Raw genomic sequence first — 14828 nt, forward strand, 5'->3', positions numbered from 1 at the left:
GGGTGAGCGCAGCTCATCGCGTAGCGACGCCGTTAGGCGCCCTTGATGCGGGCGGCTCGGCGTAAGACGATCACCGGGCGAGAAGGGGACTTCCTAGGTGACGCGTTGGTGCCAAGGGCGTCGCTGGTCAAGGGCGGCGCGCTTGCGCGCCGCCCTTGACCAGCTGGTCAACTTGACCAGCGGGTCAAGTGGACCAAGGTCGTCGCGGACATGGGGCTCGCTGGGCTCCACTTCCACGACCTCCGGCACGCCGGGAGCATCTGGGCGTCCAAGGCTGGGACGTCGACCAAGGACCTGATGGCGCGGATGGGCCACGACGACATGCGTGCCGCGTTGATCTATCAGCGGGCTACGAGCGATGCCGACGAGCGAATCGCGGATCGGTTGTCGGAGCTGGTGGATAAGCACCGCGACGGCGTGGCGGACACCACGGACGGCGACGAGGACGAGCCTGATGACGGCGATTCCGGGCAACCGGTTCCGGTCGGCTAATGGCACGTTAATGGCACGCGAGCCAAGTTGATCCCGAAACGACGAAGACCCAGGTCCGAAGTGGACACCTTCTGACCTGGGCCTTCGATACGAGAGCGGATGACGGGAATCGAACCCGCGTTCTCAGCTTGGGAAGCTGATGTTCTACCATTGAACTACATCCGCAGAGCACCGAAAGCATACACGGTGCCGATCTCCCGCCCACAGTGGCTTCCCTCGGACTTCGCCTCCTTGACGACTGCGGCCCGGAGTGACAACACTTGTTGTCCACTGCGGCGCGGGTAGGGTGAAGTGCGATGACAGCCGACGAGCGGATGCCGGATCCTGAGCTGTTGCGGCAGGGCGGCTTTCGGGTCGCCACCAGGTTGTTCGGGCCCGGCGACCTGCGGGGCACCGAGGGGCAGGTGCTGTGGTTGCGCCGGTTCGCCCAGGCCGAGGACCCGCTCGCCGACGCCGTCGTCGCCATGATTCACGAGTTGCCTGCCGGGCAGGGGCGCGAGCTGTTCGAGCGTGCTCTGCGCGGTGGCGTCGACAGTCTCGACGATCCGCCAAAGCCGTTGGCCGCGTTCTTCCGCGACGTCGAGGCCACGCCGTACTGGGTCGACCAGGAGCGCATCGAACGGGGCGCTCGCGCCATCACTCGCACCGGCATCCTCGGGCTGTTCCCCCTCGGCGACATGTCGCTCATGGGCGGCTATCTCGCGTCGAGGGCCACCAAGTCGCTGATCGGCACCGGCGCCATCGAGCAGACCGCCTCCCGGCGCCTGGTCGAGACCGCCAACTGGTGGATCGACGTCACCACTCCCGGCGCATTGCGGCCGCGCGGGCACGGCTACGCCTCCGCTCTGCGCGTCCGGTTGGTGCACGCCCACGTGCGTGCGGCGATGAACCGCAGGGACGACTGGGACTACGGCGCGTGGGACCGGCCCGTCAACCAGGTGCAGACCGTCGGCACGCTCCTGCTGTTCTCGCTCGTCTACGTGCTCGGCATGCAGCTGCTCGGCGTTCGCTACACCGACCGCGAGCGCGCCGACATCCTGCACCTCTGGCGCTACGTCGGCTGGCTCATGGGCGTCGACGACGAGCTGCTGCCCGCCACCGAGGAGGACGCGTGGCGGCTGCTGTGGCTGCTCGCCACCACCGAGTTCGTCCCGGACGGCGACTCCAAGCGGCTCGCCGCCGCGCTGCTGGCCTCCCACGCCGAGGTCGGTACCGGGCGCGGTGCGGTCGGCAAGGTGCTCGCCCACGTCTCGGTCCGCGTGCACTCGTCGATCAGCAGGCTGGTGCTCGGCAAGACCAACGCCGACTTCCTCGAACTGCCCAACGACCCCATCGCCCAGGGCGTGGTGCTGGCCGCCGCGGCGACCAACTTCGCGGCCGAGACCGTGCGTCAGTGGGTGCCCGGCGCCACCGTGCTGCAGGAACGGATCGGCGACCTGGGCAGACGCCGTTACGCCGAGCGGCTCGGCAAGATCTTTCGCACCGATCCGACCTACTCCCGCCACATGAGCACCGAGAGCCCGTCCGCGGCCTGAGCCCGGATAGGGTGGCCCGGTGCTACTGAGTGATCGTGACCTCCGCAAAGAGCTCGATGCCGGCAGGCTCGGGGTGGACCCCTTCACCCCGAAGATGCTGCAACCGTCCAGCATCGACGTGCGCCTCGATCGCTTCTTCCGTGTCTTCGACAACACGAAGTACACGCACATCGACCCTCAGCTGCAGCAGGACGAGCTGACCTCGCTCGTGGAGAAGGACGGCGAGGACCCGTTCGTGCTGCACCCCGGCGAGTTCGTGCTCGGCTCGACGTTCGAGATGTTCGCGCTGCCGGACGATCTCGCGGGTAGGCTCGAGGGCAAGTCCTCGCTCGGCAGACTCGGCCTGCTCACCCATTCCACGGCCGGATTCATCGACCCCGGTTTCAACGGGCACATCACGCTCGAACTCTCGAACGTGGCGAACCTCCCCATCACCTTGTGGCCGGGAATGAAGATCGGCCAGCTGTGCCTGTTCCGGCTCACCACCGCCGCGGAGTTCCCCTACGGCTCCACCGAGGCCGGCTCGCGCTACCAGGGACAACGCGGTCCGACGCCGAGTCGCGCGTACAAGAATTTCGACCGAATCGACACGCGTCGCTGAAAGAATCACGCCGAGTCACCTCGTGAATGCGGCCGAGATAACGGTTCAGTAACTCACGCTTTGGTGGTAGCTTCCGCTCTTGTGTCTACCCCGAGCTCACGAATTCGATCACTTTTAGTGATGGTGAGTGTGCTCGTGGGTGTCGCGGTCGCGGCGGGTGGTCACCTGTTGTGGTTGCGTCCGCAGGGCAGCGAATCCCCCGTCGCCATGCCCGACAGATTCGCGGACGACCCGTTCAACGGCTCCATCCAGCGCGGCGAACCCGATCCGGCCTCGACCTCCCCCTCCGACGAGCCGGCCTCGGCGACCCCCACGCAGCCCAGCACCGACCCCGCCCCCGAAGACCAGGCCCCCGCCGACACCCCGACCGCCGAAGACCCGACCTCGACCTCGGCCACCTCCTCGACCGCGTCCGATGGATCGGGCTCGTCGAGCGCACCCGGCTCGACCAGCGCGCAGGACCGGCCCCGGCAGACCACCGAAGCGCCCGCGCCGCCCCCGAGCCCCCGCTCGGACTCACAGACCAGCGGCGCCTCGCCGTCGTCCACCGCCAGGGTGGTCAGCCTCGTCAACTCCGAACGCGCCGACGCCGGCTGCTCCGCACTCAGCGTCGACAACAGGCTCACCAACTCGGCACAGCGGCACAGCGACGACATGGCTCAGCGCGAGTACCTGTCGCACACCTCGCCGGACGGCACCACGTTCGACGAACGCATCAGCGAGGCCGGCTACCCGGACCCCGCCGCGGAGAACATCGCCATGGGCCTGTCGAGCCCCGAGGCCGTGATGGACGCGTGGATGTCGTCGGACGGTCACCGCCGCAACATCCTGAACTGCGACATCAACACCATCGGCGTCGGCGTGAACTCCGACGGCTGGTACTGGACGCAGAACTTCGGCTACTAGAAGCCCCGTGCCGCCCGGCGCCGGAGGCGAATCGGCGGGCCCCGTTGAGCGCCCCGGCGCCGAGCGAGGTCAGCCCGCGCCGCAGCTCGTTCGCCAGCGCGTCCTGCTCGGTGAGGCCCTGTTGCCGGCCAGGCCGATCGCGAGTGCCTCGTCGGCGGCCACCGGGCGGCCGGTGAGTACCAGGTCCAGAGCCTTGCCTGTGCCGATCAGCCTCGGCAGCCGCACCGTGCCGCCGTCGATGAGCGGCACGCCCCAGCGTCGGCAGAACACGCCGAACACGGCGTCCTCCTCGGCCACCCGCCATGGCGTGCCCGGAGACCGCCGCGAGCACGGGTTTGGACAGCCGCATCCTGGTTGGACCCATCGGCCCGTCCTGGACGCGAACGTCCTCGGCGACCCGGTTGGACTCCGGTGTGCCCAGCGACTTGAGGTCGGCACCGGAACAGAACGTGCCGCCTTCGCCCCACAGCACGGCCACGCTCGCGTCGTCGTCGGAGTCGAACTCGCGAAACGCCTCGGCCAGCGCTTCCGCCGTGGGCCCGTCGACGGCGCCCGCGCCGCGCGGGCCTGGTCACGGCCACACCCTGGAGGTGATCGCGTGCACGTCGACCCCGGCGGGCAGCGTGCCGAACGCGATGCCCCAGTCGCCTGCCAGCCGCGAGGCGCAGAACGCGTCCGCGACGGCGGAGTCGCCGTGGCGCACGAGCAGCGAGCCCTGGAACACCAGCGCGAGCAGCTCCACCACGCGCCGGGCCCTGAACTCGACGTCGGAGAGATCGGCCAGTTCCTTGCGCACGCGCCCGATGGCGTCGTCGAGCCGCGAGTCCGCGCCCTCGGCCTGCTCGACCTCGGCGAAGTACGCCTCGACGGAGTCCGGCCGCTTCGCCATTGCCCGCAGCGTGTCGAGGGCCGCGACGTTGCCGGAGCCCTCCCAGATCGAGGACAGCGGCGACTCGCGGAAGAGCCTCGGCATGCCGGACTCCTCGACGTAGCCGTTGCCGCCGAGGCATTCCAGCGCCTCGGCCGCGTGCGCGGGCGCCCGCTTGCACACCCAGTACTTGGTAGCCGCGAGGGCGAGCCGCCGCAGCGCCGCCTCCTGCCGGTCGCCGGTGATCGCGCGGTCGCTCGCGCCCGCCAGTCGCAGGGCCGCCACGGTCGCGGCCTCGGACTCCACCGCGAGGTCGGCCAGCACGTTGGTCATCAGCGGCTGGCGGTCGAGTGCCTTGCCGAAGGTGTGCCGGTGCCGGGCGTGGTGCGCTGCCCGCACCGCGCCGTAGCGCATCCCGGCCGCGCCGCCGATCACGCAGTCGAGCCGGGTGTTGTTGACCATCTCGATGATCGTGGGGACCCCGCGGCCCTCCTCGCCGACGAGCCAGCCGAACGCCTCGTCGTACTCGAGCTCGGCGGAGGCATTGGACTTGTTGCCCAGTTTGTCCTTGAGTCGCTGCAGGTGAATGCGATTGCGGGTGCCGTCGGGCAGCACGCGGGGCAGCAGGAAGCACGACAGGCCGCCCGGCGCCTGCGCGAGCGTGAGGAACACGTCCGACATCGGAGCCGAGGTGAACCACTTGTGCCCGGTGAGCACGTAGCCGTCGCCCGCGGGCCGCGCCGAGGTGGTGTTGGCGCGGACGTCGGAGCCGCCCTGCTTCTCGGTCATCGACATGCCAGCGATGAGTCCGCGCTTGCCGCTCGGCTCGCGGAGCCCGAAGTCGTAGGTCGTGGCCGCGAGCAGTGGTTCGAAGGTCGCCGCCAGGTCGGGGCTGTGCCGCAGTGCGGGTACGGCCGAGTAGGTCATCGAGATCGGGCACGTGTGGCCGGCCTCGTTCTGGCTCCACACGTAGAACTTCGCCGCGCGGGCCACGTGCGCGCCCGTCCGGTCCTGCCGCCACGGCGCCGCGTGCAATCCGTGCGAGACGGCGACGTCCATCAGGTCGTGCCAGTGCGGGTGGAACTCCACCTCGTCGACGCGGTTGCCGACGCGGTCGTGGGTGCGCAGCGTCGGCGGGTTCTCGTTGACTACCCTGCCCCACTCCTGCACGCGTTCACTGCCCGCGAGCGCGCCGAGCTCGTGCAGCTCCTCCTCGGCCCAGCCCGCGTCCTCGCGGCGCAGGCTCTCCAGCAGCGTCGGGTCCTCGGCGAGGTCGTGGCCCACGAGCGCGGGTACCTGGTTGGTCACCTCATGGGTGGGTGGCATCGGTCGCTCCTAGCGCGCGGAGGGTGAACGTGCACAGCGCGGGTACCGCGTCGGTGCTGTCGGAGGTGAGCGGGCCGATCATCACCTCGGCGATCGCCCCGACCACGGCGGCGGCGGTGATGTCGGCGTCCTGTGGCGGGAGGACGCCGGTGCGGACGCCCTCGGCGACCCAGCGGGCCACGACGTCGCGAAACGCCCGCCGGAACACGAGCCGTTCTGCCTCGACCGGTGCGTCGACGGGCTCGGCCAGCAGCGCGTACGCCAGCCGCGGGGCCTTGAGCGCCCTGCCCGCGAACGTCTCCACCACGGCGAGCACGCGTTCGGCGACCGTGCCCGGCTGCTCGGCCGCTCGCTCCACGGCGTCGACCTCGTGTGTGACGACCAGCCGGAACAGTTCGGCGACCAGCTCGGCCTTGCCGGGAAAGTGCCGGTAGACGCTGCCGGTGGCGACGCCCGCCTGCGCGGCGACCGCCGCCATCGAACAACCGGAGTAGCCGCGCTCGGCGAGCAGCTCGATCGCGGCGTCGAGGATCAGGGCCCGCTGCGAGTCCATGCGGGCCTGGATCTGAGGGGTGCGCCGGTACACCACGTCAAGAAGTGAAGCACCGATTCACGGCTTCAGGCAAGCGTCAGAGGTTGTGCAGTCCCTCGAGCACGCGCTGCATCAGGTCGAAGTCAGGGCGCCCGCCGTAGTTCGCCGTGCTGCTGTGCACGTGGACGAGCCCGGACTCGGCCAGGTCGCTGAGCAGCACGCGGGCCACTCCGAGCGGCACCGACAACAGCGCCGCGACCTCGGCGACCGAGCGCGGCTGCTCGCACATCTTGCGGACGGCCTGGTACTCCGAGCTTAGGTGCTCGGCATCCCAAGGCGCCTGCGCGATCGTGGAGATCAGGGTCTCGACGGCGAGGTCGAAGCTCGCCTGGGTGCGGCCCCGCGTGAGCACGTAGGGCCGCACGCGCAGCCGGTGCTCCTCGAACGGGTCGTCCCCGGCGGGATCCGCCGACGTGGCGAACACCCGCTCGCTGCGTGGCGGCGGCCTGACGGGGGCGCGCTCCCTCGGCGGCGGGGGTGGTTCGGGCGTCGGCTCCGGGCCGATGGGCTCGGCGGACTCGGGCTCCGGCTCAGCAGGCTCGCCGTCGGCGAACTTCTCCAGTCGCGCCGCGGACGGGAAGCGGCCGCCGGTGTAGCCCACCCTCGTGCCGCGCTTCTTGCTCTTGCGCTTCGACGTCTCCCCGGCCGGTTCGGGTTCGTCGGAACCGAACCGCGAGCGCTGCCGGGAGGAGGGAAACCGCGCGCCGGTGGGACCGACGTCATCGCCGTCGGTCTCGGGTTCGTCGTCGCCGGGGGTGGCCATGCCCACGTCCGTCCGCCCTCGCGCAGATCCGTGCAGGTCTCTGTGCCTCGCGGGCTACGTCGACTGCGAGGATGAACAATGTTACTCGGCTTGTCCACCTGCTCGCCCGTTCAGCGCCCCCGGCGCCGACTCATCCGACTACTTGTCCTCCTCGGCCTGCGGCGTGCCCGTCGGCACCTCGTCGGTCGGCACGTCGGCCCTGCCGTCGGCCTCCGCCTCGCCGCCGCTGGTCGCGCCCACGGGGGCCGGGACCTTCTGCTCGCCGCGCTTGACGGCCGTGAGCAGTAGCTGCGCGACGTCGACGACCTCCAGCTGCTCGCTCGCCATGCCGTCGCTCTGGCGCGAGGTGACGCCGTCGGTGAGCATCACGCGGCAGAACGGGCAGCCGGTGGCGATCTTGGAGGGCGCGGTGCCGAGCGCCTCGTCCACGCGCTCGACGTTGATCCGCTTGCCGATGCGCTCCTCCATCCACATGCGGGCGCCGCCAGCGCCACAGCACATGGAACGGTCGCCGTGGCGCGGCATCTCGCGCAGCGCCGCACCCGAGGCGCCGACCAGCTCACGCGGAGCCTCGTACACCTTGTTGTGCCTGCCCAGATAGCACGGGTCGTGGTAGGTCACGTCCTCCGCGATGGGCGCGACCGGCGTGAGCCGCTTCTCGCGCACCAGGCGGTTGAGCAGCTGGGTGTGGTGCACGACCTCGTAGTCACCGCCGAGGTCCGGGTACTCGTTGGCCAGGGTGTTGAAGCAGTGCGCACAGGTGACGACGATCTTGCGCTTGGCCTGTTCGACGTCCTCGAAGACGGAGTTCAGTACTTCCACGTTCTGCTGCGCGAGCATCTGGAACACGAACTCGTTGCCCGCGCGGCGAGCGGGGTCGCCGGTGCAGGTCTCCTCCGGCCCGAGCACGGAGTAGCTCACGCCGGCCATGTGCAGCAGCTCCGCCACGGCGCGAGTGGTCTTCTTCGCGCGGTCCTCGAACGCGCCCGCACAGCCGACCCAGAACAGGTACTCGGTGTCGCCGAAGTCGCCGTCGAACACGGGCACCTCGAAGTCGAGGTCGTCGGCCCAGGCCATGCGGTCCTTGGCGTTCTGGCCCCACGGGTTGCCCTTGTTCTCCAGGTTCTTGAACATCGCGTTCAGCTCGGTCGGGAAGTTCGACTCGATCATCACCTGGTAGCGCCGCATGTCGACGATGTGGTCGACGTGCTCGATGTCCACGGGGCACTGCTCGACGCAGGCGCCGCACGACGTGCACGACCACAGCACCTCGGGGTCGATCACACCGCCGTCGTCGCCGATGAGCGCGCGGTCGGCTTCGGCGATGGCCAGCACGTCGATGCCCGCGTACGGGTTGTCGCCCGTGAGCCCGACCTCGTCGCCCGCCATGTCCTTCTTGCCGCCCGCCAGCAGGTACGGCGCCTTGGCGTAGGCGTGGTCGCGCAGCTGCGTGATGAGCAGCTTCGGCGACAGCGGCTTGCCGGTGTTCCACGCGGGGCACTGCGACTGGCAACGCCCGCACTCGGTGCAGGTGGAGAAGTCGAGCCAGCCCTTCCAGCTGAAGTCCTCGACCTTGCCGACGCCGAAGGTGTCCTCGTCGGGGTCGGCCTCCTCGAGGTCGATCGGCTTGCCGCCGCTCATCATCGGCTTGAGCTTGCCGAGCGCGACGCCGCCGTCGTCCTCGCGCTTGAAGTAGATGTTGAAGAACGCGCTGAACCGGTGCCAGGCCACGCCCATCGTCAGCGTGGTGCCCACGACGTAGAGCCAGATCATGCCGGAGAGCAGCTTGATCAGCGCCATGATCGACACGGCCGCGGTGCTGGTGGGCAGCAGTTCGGCCAGCGGCTGGGTGACGAAGCTCGACCACAGGGCCGGGTCCTCGATGCCGCTGGAGATCTTGAACGCCTTGACGCCGAGGATGCCGAGACCCTCGATGATCACGACGGCCTCGACGAAGTACGCGTACTTGAAGTTGGAGCCCGCGAACCGCGACTGCCGGTCGGCCCTGCGCGGGTGGTTGGCCTGGCGGATGATCGCCAGCGCGACACCACCGACGACGGTGCCGAGACCGAGCAGTTCGAGCAGCAGCTGCCAGGGCGCCCAGTGCCCGATGATCGGCCACGCGAAGTGCGGGTTGAAGGTCTCGCCGTAGGCCTCGAACAGCGCGAGCGAACCGAGGAGGAAGCCCCACATCACGAGCCAGTGCCATGGCCCGACGTGGCGGAGCTTGTTCATCCTCGTGTGCGCCGCGAACTCCTTGATCAGGGTGTTCAGGCGAGGCACGAAGGGACCGTTGCGCGTTGCGTCCGGCTGACCGAGTCGGATGATCTTGATCTGACGCAGGACGCCTGCGCCGAAGACACCCCAAGCGACAACGCTGACGGCAACGCCGATCACGCCGAGCGTGATCTGCAGTGCACCCATGATTGGGCCTTTCGGTTCGGGACTTCGCGGTGGGTTTCGGGAGCCTAACTCTTCTTACTGATCAGTAATCGATCGCGCAGCACGAAGTCCCACCGATGTGGTGCAAAACTCGCTACTAGTGGGACTATCGTTCAGATACTCTGGGTTGATGGGTGCGTATCTGTTGTTCGCCGGTGCCGTCCTGGCCGAGGTGACCGCGACGATCTCGCTGAAGTTCTCCCAGGGCTTCACCAAACTGGGCCCCTCGATCGTGGTCATCGTGGGTTACGCGATCGCGTTCGCGCTGCTGGCGCAGGTGCTCAAGGCCGGTGTCCCGGTGGCCGTGGTCTACGCGATCTGGTCCGCGGCCGGTGTCGCGCTGGTGGCCGTGATCGGCGCCGTCTTCCTCAACGAGTCCCTGAACCTGACGATGGTGGCCGGTCTGGCACTGGTGATCGGAGGCGTGGTGTTGCTCGAGGTGGGCAGGGCGTGATGCGACGGCAGGTGGACGGCCGCAAGGTCCGCGGCGAGAAACGGCGTACGGAGATCATCGAGGCCACGCTGCGCGTGATCGAGCGCGACGGCGTCGCGGGCGTCACCCACCGCACGGTCGCGAAGGAGGCGGGGGTGCCGACGACGTCGACCACCTACCACTTCGCGTCGCTCGACGACCTGCTCATCGCCACGCTCATCGACTGCGCGCGCGACATGGCCACCGAGGTCTACTGGATGATCGACCGCGCGCGTTCGCGAGGCAGCAGGGGCGCCGAGGAAGTGGCGGGCCTGCTCGCCGAGGCGCTCGGGCCCAGGCGCGGCCGCACGATGGCGGAGTACGAGCTGTACCTGCTCGCGGCGCGGCGTCCCGAGCTGCGCCCTGCCGCGCGGCGCTGGCTCGACGTGCTCACCTCGATGGTGCGCCACGACGACGAGGTGGCGTTTCGCGTCTTCCTCGCCGGGATCGACGGACTGCTCATCCAGGGCCTCATCGACGACGAGCCGCCGACGGCCGAGGAGCTGAGGCCCGTCGTGGACTACCTGCTCAAGCCGCGCTGAGGCGGGGCGCGGCGGCCGGGCCGCCGCGCCCCCTTCGCTCAGCCCTTGTTCTCGTAGACCGGCGTGATGACCGCGCGGGCGAGGGTGTGGCCGAACATGTTGAAGCCAAGGAAAGCGGGGCTGGCCTCCTCGCCGATGTCGAGCGAGTCGACGTCGAGGGCGTGCACCGCGAAGACGTAGCGGTGGGGGCCGTGCCCGGGAGGCGGTGCCGCGCCGAGGAACTGGCGCACGCCGCCGTCGCCGGCGAGGGTGCGCGCGCCCGAGGGCAGGCCGGAGGCGCTCGCGTCGGCCGCGCCGGAGCCCAGCTCGGTCACCGACGCCGGGATGTTGAACACGGCCCAGTGCCAGAAGCCGCTGCCGGTGGGCGCGTCCGGGTCGAAGCAGGTCACCGCGAAACTCTTGGTCTCGGAGGGGAAGCCCTCCCACGCCAGGTGCGGCGAGCGGTCCTCGCCTCCGGCGCCGAAGATGCCGCTCAGGTGCGGCGTCGCGAGCGTCTCCCCCTCGGCCACGTCGTTGCTGCGCAGCGTGAAGGACGGCACGGGCGGCAGCGATTCGTAGGGGTTCTGAGCTCGGGTCATGGGCTCTGGTCCTCCTCCAGCTCGTCGGTTCGGTGTGAGACCTCGCGAGACCTCACCGAGCAGGCTAGTGATCCCCGGCCCTGGGCGGGGGTAGGGACAGCCTCAGGGTGGAACCGGGGTTCACCCGGATGTCCTGGAGGTCCGCGACGCCATAGCGTTTGCTGCGCAGGGAAGTTGTGGCGGGAGGACTCAACATGAGGCGGGCTGGACTTGCCATCGGGGGCGTGGCGTTGATCGGGGTGGGCGTGGCGTTCGCCCTCGGCTGGTTCTGGCCCGCCACCTCGGAGGCCACGGACCAGGTGAGCGACTCGATCAACAGGGTCGAGCTGGACAGCGGATCGGGCGACGTCCTGATCCGCGCGCAGGAGGGTGCCGAGACGACGACCGTCCGGCAGCGGTTCAGCTATCAATGGGGCGACCCCGAGCAGGCGTACTCCGTGGAGGGCGGAGCGCTCAAGCTCACCGGTTGTGGTTCGTGGTGCTCGGTGGACTACGAGGTCGTCGTGCCCACCGGGACGACCGTCGGGGGGACGGTCGACTCCGGGGACGTCACGCTCGAGGACGTCGGCGACGTGCAGGTGGACGCCAAGTCCGGCGACCTGGTGCTCACCCGCGTCGGCGACGTGCGGGTGACCGCGAACTCCGGGGACATCACCGGCGACGGACTGAGCGGAACGGTCGACGCGCAGGTGGACTCGGGCGACATCGTGCTGACGATGGACGACGCCCGCGACGCCAGGTTGTCGGCCGACAGCGGTGACATCGAACTCACCGTGCCGAGCGGTTCCTACAACGTCACCGGCACCACCGACTCCGGCGACCGCGAGGTCGGCGTGGTGCAGGACCCGTCCGCCGACACCGCGCTCGACGTCAGCACCGACAGCGGTGACGTCGTGGTCAGGGCTGGGTAGCCGGTTCGGGAACAACCCGGCCTGCCCACGCGTTGTGCGGGCAGAAAGGTTGAGTGGGCCGGGCTCAAGTCGCGGTTGACGAGCGCCGGGGACTCCGGATACAACCTGAGTGAACCCCACTCAACGTGGACGCAACACCGCTGGCAGAAGCCGGCGCACAGGAAAGCAAAGCAGGAGGGAACACAATGGCGCGAGCGGTCGGCATCGACCTCGGCACGACCAACTCGGTCGTCGCGGTACTGGAAGGCGGCGAGCCGGCGGTCATCGCCAACTCGGAGGGTTCGCGGACCACGCCGTCCGTTGTCGCCTTCGCCAAGAACGGCGAGGTGCTGACCGGGCAGCCCGCGAAGAACCAGGCAGTGACCAACGTCGACCGGACCATCCGTTCGGTCAAGCGGCACATGGGCACCGACTGGAACACCGAGATCGACGGCAAGGGCTACACGCCCCAGGAGATCAGCGCGCGCGTGCTGATGAAGCTCAAGCGCGACGCCGAGGCCTACCTCGGTGAGGAGATCACCGACGCGGTGATCACGGTTCCCGCCTACTTCGAGGACGCCCAGCGGCAGTCCACCAAGGAAGCGGGCCAGATCGCGGGCCTCAACGTGCTGCGCATCGTCAACGAGCCGACCGCCGCGGCGCTCGCCTACGGCCTCGACAAGGGCGAGAAGGAACAGACCATCCTGGTCTTCGACCTCGGTGGCGGCACCTTCGACGTCTCGCTGCTGGAGATCGGCGAGGGCGTCGTCGAGGTGCGGGCCACGAGCGGTGACAACCACCTCGGTGGTGACGACTGGGACGAGCGGATCGTCAACTGGCTCGTCGACAAGTTCAAGTCCTCGCAGGGCATCGACCTGACGAAGGACCGCATGGCGATGCAGCGCATCAAGGAGGCCGCCGAGAAGGCCAAGATCGAGCTGTCCAGCTCGAGCAGCGCGAACATCAACCTGCCCTACATCACGGTCGACGGCGACAAGAACCCGCTGTTCCTCGACGAGACGCTGTCCCGCGCGGAATTCCAGCGGATCACGTCCGACCTGCTCGACCGCACCAAGGCGCCGTTCAACAACGTCATCCGCGACGCGGGCGTCTCCGTCAGCGAGATCGACCACGTCGTGCTCGTGGGTGGTTCCACCCGCATGCCCGCCGTCGCCGATCTGGTCAAGGAGCTGACCGGCGGCCGCGAGCCCAACAAGGGCGTGAACCCGGACGAGGTCGTCGCCGTCGGCGCCGCGCTGCAGGCCGGTGTGCTGCGGGGTGAGGTCAAGGACGTCCTGCTGCTCGACGTCACGCCGCTGTCGCTGGGCATCGAGACCAAGGGTGGCGTGTTCACCAAGCTCATCGAGCGCAACACCACGATCCCGACCAAGCGCTCGGAGATCTTCTCCACCGCGGACGACAACCAGCCGTCGGTGCAGATCCAGGTGTTCCAGGGTGAGCGCGAGATCGCCGCGCACAACAAGAAGCTCGGCATGTTCGAGCTGACCGGCCTCCCGCCCGCTCCCCGTGGCGTGCCGCAGATCGAGGTCACGTTCGACATCGACGCCAACGGCATCGTGCACGTGACCGCGAAGGACCTCGGCACGAACAAGGAGCAGTCGATGACGATCACCGGCGGCTCCGCGCTGCCGAAGGACGACATCGACCGCATGGTCAAGGACGCCGAGGCGCACGCCGAGGAGGACAAGCAGCGGCGCGAGGAGGCGGAGACCCGCAACCAGGCCGAGACGCTCGTCTACCAGACCGAGAAGTTCGTCAAGGACAACGACGAGAAGCTGCCCGACGAGCTCAAGGGCAAGGTCAAGACGGCGATCGACGAGGCCAACGAGTCGCTCAAGGGCACCGACACGGCCAAGGTGCGCGAGGCCATCGAGAAGCTGAACGCGGCTTCGCAGGAGCTCGCCACCGCGCTGTACGCCGACACCGGTGCACAGGCTCAGGGCGCTCCCGGTGCCGATGGCGCCGGTGCCGCCGGCGCCACGGGTGACGCTCCCGGCGCCGACGGTGGCTCGGCCAAGGCCGACGACGTGGTGGACGCCGAGATCGTCGACGACACCCCCGAGGGCGACAAGAAGTGACCGAACACAACGACGAAACCGACCGACAAGAAGTACAGGAGCCAGTGGTCGTGCGGGATCGCCGGAAGATCGATCCGGAGACCGGTCAGCTCCGGCAGCCGGTGGCCGAACCCCAGCCGCAGGAGGAGGCGCCCGTCGACGAGGCGGGCGTCCCCGGTCCTGTCGCGGGCGAGGCGACGGTCGACGAGGCCGTCGCGCCGGTGTCGGACCTGGAGAAGCAGCTCGAGGAGCGCACAGCGGACCTGCAGCGCGTGCAGGCCGAGTACGCCAACTACCGCAGGCGGGTGGACCGCGACCGCGAGGCCGTGGTCGCAGGCGGTAAGGCCTCGGTCGTGAACGACCTGCTGCCGCTGCTCGACGACCTGGAGCGGGCCGAGCAGCACGGTGACCTCACCGGTGCCTTCAAGTCCGTGGCCGACAAGCTCGTCGGTGCGCTGGAGAAGGCGGGGCTGGAGTCGTTCGGCGCCGAGGGTGAGCCCTTCGACCCGAGCGTCCACGAGGCCGTGCAGCACGACACGTCGCCCACGGTCACGGAACCGACCGTGACCATGGTGCTTCGCCGCGGCTACCGGTTCTCGGACCGGGTGCTGCGCGCGGCGCTCGTCGGGGTGACCGACCACGAGCCCGGTGGTGCCGTGCCGGAGGAGCCGATCGATCCGCCGGTCGGCGGCGAGCTGCCCATCGACGCCGATGAGAACGCACGCTGATCGCAACCACGAGGA

At 69.3% G+C, this 14828-nt stretch carries 13 protein-coding genes, 1 tRNA gene and 2 pseudogenes; 9 read left to right on the forward strand and 7 right to left on the reverse strand.

Annotation, left to right across the window (positions count from 1 at the left end; translation table 11 throughout):
- Positions 1-201 precede the first annotated feature (201 nt).
- Positions 202-492, forward strand: a pseudogene (locus tag JHE00_RS10285) (site-specific integrase); the annotation flags it as partial.
- Positions 493-586: 94 nt separating this feature from the next.
- On the opposite strand, the gene JHE00_RS10290 reads toward JHE00_RS10285, so the two are convergent.
- A tRNA-Gly gene (locus JHE00_RS10290) sits at positions 587-657 on the reverse strand.
- A 131-nt stretch (positions 658-788) separates the two neighbouring features.
- On the opposite strand from JHE00_RS10290, the gene JHE00_RS10295 reads away from it, so the two are divergent.
- The 3 genes from JHE00_RS10295 to JHE00_RS10305 all read left to right on the forward strand — a co-directional run bounded on the left by JHE00_RS10295 (position 789) and on the right by JHE00_RS10305 (position 3534).
- Positions 789-2027, forward strand: a complete 1239-nt coding sequence (locus tag JHE00_RS10295) for an oxygenase MpaB family protein (RefSeq protein WP_200317309.1) — start codon at positions 789-791, stop codon at positions 2025-2027.
- Between the two features lie 19 nt (positions 2028-2046).
- Entirely contained in the window at positions 2047-2628 is a 582-nt protein-coding gene (gene dcd / locus JHE00_RS10300) for a dCTP deaminase (RefSeq protein ID WP_200317310.1), read from the forward strand.
- A 120-nt stretch (positions 2629-2748) separates the two neighbouring features.
- Positions 2749-3534, forward strand: coding sequence for a CAP domain-containing protein (locus JHE00_RS10305; protein WP_200317311.1), 786 nt, complete (start codon positions 2749-2751; stop codon positions 3532-3534).
- Here the strand turns inward: JHE00_RS10305 and JHE00_RS10310 are convergent.
- The 5 genes and pseudogenes from JHE00_RS10310 to JHE00_RS10330 form a co-directional block, all read right to left on the reverse strand.
- A pseudogene (locus JHE00_RS10310) lies at positions 3470-4099 on the reverse strand (enoyl-CoA hydratase-related protein); the annotation flags it as partial. The gene JHE00_RS10305 and the pseudogene JHE00_RS10310 overlap by 65 nt on opposite strands.
- A 6-nt stretch (positions 4100-4105) precedes the next feature.
- Positions 4106-5728: an acyl-CoA dehydrogenase family protein gene (locus JHE00_RS10315; protein ID WP_200317312.1), complete on the reverse strand. Its 1623-nt coding sequence runs from the start codon at positions 5726-5728 to the stop codon at positions 4106-4108.
- Positions 5712-6317: a TetR/AcrR family transcriptional regulator gene (locus tag JHE00_RS10320; protein ID WP_200317313.1), complete on the reverse strand. Its 606-nt coding sequence runs from the start codon at positions 6315-6317 to the stop codon at positions 5712-5714. Before JHE00_RS10320 ends, JHE00_RS10315 begins: the two co-directional genes overlap by 17 nt.
- Positions 6318-6357: 40 nt before the next feature.
- Positions 6358-7083: a DUF742 domain-containing protein gene (locus JHE00_RS10325; protein ID WP_200317314.1), complete on the reverse strand. Its 726-nt coding sequence runs from the start codon at positions 7081-7083 to the stop codon at positions 6358-6360.
- A gap of 138 nt (positions 7084-7221) precedes the next feature.
- Positions 7222-9507: a (Fe-S)-binding protein gene (locus JHE00_RS10330; RefSeq protein ID WP_200317315.1), complete on the reverse strand. Its 2286-nt coding sequence runs from the start codon at positions 9505-9507 to the stop codon at positions 7222-7224.
- Between the two features lie 148 nt (positions 9508-9655).
- Between JHE00_RS10330 and JHE00_RS10335 the strand changes: the two genes are divergently transcribed.
- Both JHE00_RS10335 and JHE00_RS10340 read left to right on the forward strand, forming a co-directional pair.
- Positions 9656-9979 carry a DMT family transporter gene (locus tag JHE00_RS10335; protein WP_200317317.1) on the forward strand — a complete coding sequence of 108 codons (324 nt, stop codon included), beginning with the start codon at positions 9656-9658 and terminating at the stop codon, positions 9977-9979.
- Positions 9979-10539: a TetR/AcrR family transcriptional regulator gene (locus JHE00_RS10340; RefSeq protein ID WP_200318302.1), complete on the forward strand. Its 561-nt coding sequence runs from the start codon at positions 9979-9981 to the stop codon at positions 10537-10539. Before JHE00_RS10335 ends, JHE00_RS10340 begins: the two co-directional genes overlap by 1 nt.
- Before the next feature lie 38 nt (positions 10540-10577).
- On the opposite strand, the gene JHE00_RS10345 is transcribed toward JHE00_RS10340, so the two are convergent.
- Positions 10578-11117 carry a YbhB/YbcL family Raf kinase inhibitor-like protein gene (locus JHE00_RS10345; RefSeq protein ID WP_200317318.1) on the reverse strand — a complete coding sequence of 180 codons (540 nt, stop codon included), beginning with the start codon at positions 11115-11117 and terminating at the stop codon, positions 10578-10580.
- A gap of 194 nt (positions 11118-11311) precedes the next feature.
- On the opposite strand from JHE00_RS10345, the gene JHE00_RS10350 reads away from it, so the two are divergent.
- From JHE00_RS10350 to grpE, 3 genes are all read left to right on the forward strand, one after another.
- Positions 11312-12028 (forward strand): DUF4097 family beta strand repeat-containing protein, encoded by a 717-nt coding sequence (locus JHE00_RS10350; protein ID WP_200317320.1) that lies wholly within the window; start codon positions 11312-11314, stop codon positions 12026-12028.
- Positions 12029-12213: 185 nt separating this feature from the next.
- On the forward strand, positions 12214-14106 hold the full coding sequence (gene dnaK, locus JHE00_RS10355; RefSeq protein ID WP_200317329.1) for a molecular chaperone DnaK: 1893 nt from the start codon (positions 12214-12216) through the stop codon (positions 14104-14106).
- Complete coding sequence (grpE, locus tag JHE00_RS10360; RefSeq protein WP_200317331.1) at positions 14103-14813, forward strand: nucleotide exchange factor GrpE; 711 nt, start codon at positions 14103-14105, stop codon at positions 14811-14813. The genes dnaK and grpE overlap by 4 nt, the downstream gene beginning before the upstream one ends.
- The last annotated feature ends 15 nt before the right edge of the window (positions 14814-14828 follow it).

Source organism: Prauserella cavernicola, assembly GCF_016595675.1.
Classification (GTDB): domain Bacteria; phylum Actinomycetota; class Actinomycetes; order Mycobacteriales; family Pseudonocardiaceae; genus Prauserella_A; species Prauserella_A cavernicola.

What these genes read in the sequence shown, in the direction of transcription:
- JHE00_RS10295 (WP_200317309.1), top strand. Translation starts at nt 789, where the DNA reads ATGACAGCCGACGAGCGGATGCCGGATCCTGAGCTGTTGCGGCAGGGC.
- JHE00_RS10305 (WP_200317311.1), top strand. Translation starts at nt 2,749, where the DNA reads ATGGTGAGTGTGCTCGTGGGTGTCGCGGTCGCGGCGGGTGGTCACCTG.
- JHE00_RS10315 (WP_200317312.1), bottom strand. Translation starts at nt 5,728, where the DNA reads ATGCCACCCACCCATGAGGTGACCAACCAGGTACCCGCGCTCGTGGGC.
- JHE00_RS10325 (WP_200317314.1), bottom strand. Translation starts at nt 7,083, where the DNA reads ATGGCCACCCCCGGCGACGACGAACCCGAGACCGACGGCGATGACGTC.
- JHE00_RS10330 (WP_200317315.1), bottom strand. Translation starts at nt 9,507, where the DNA reads ATGGGTGCACTGCAGATCACGCTCGGCGTGATCGGCGTTGCCGTCAGC.
- JHE00_RS10335 (WP_200317317.1), top strand. Translation starts at nt 9,656, where the DNA reads ATGGGTGCGTATCTGTTGTTCGCCGGTGCCGTCCTGGCCGAGGTGACC.
- JHE00_RS10340 (WP_200318302.1), top strand. Translation starts at nt 9,979, where the DNA reads ATGCGACGGCAGGTGGACGGCCGCAAGGTCCGCGGCGAGAAACGGCGT.
- JHE00_RS10345 (WP_200317318.1), bottom strand. Translation starts at nt 11,117, where the DNA reads ATGACCCGAGCTCAGAACCCCTACGAATCGCTGCCGCCCGTGCCGTCC.
- JHE00_RS10350 (WP_200317320.1), top strand. Translation starts at nt 11,312, where the DNA reads ATGAGGCGGGCTGGACTTGCCATCGGGGGCGTGGCGTTGATCGGGGTG.
- dnaK (WP_200317329.1), top strand. Translation starts at nt 12,214, where the DNA reads ATGGCGCGAGCGGTCGGCATCGACCTCGGCACGACCAACTCGGTCGTC.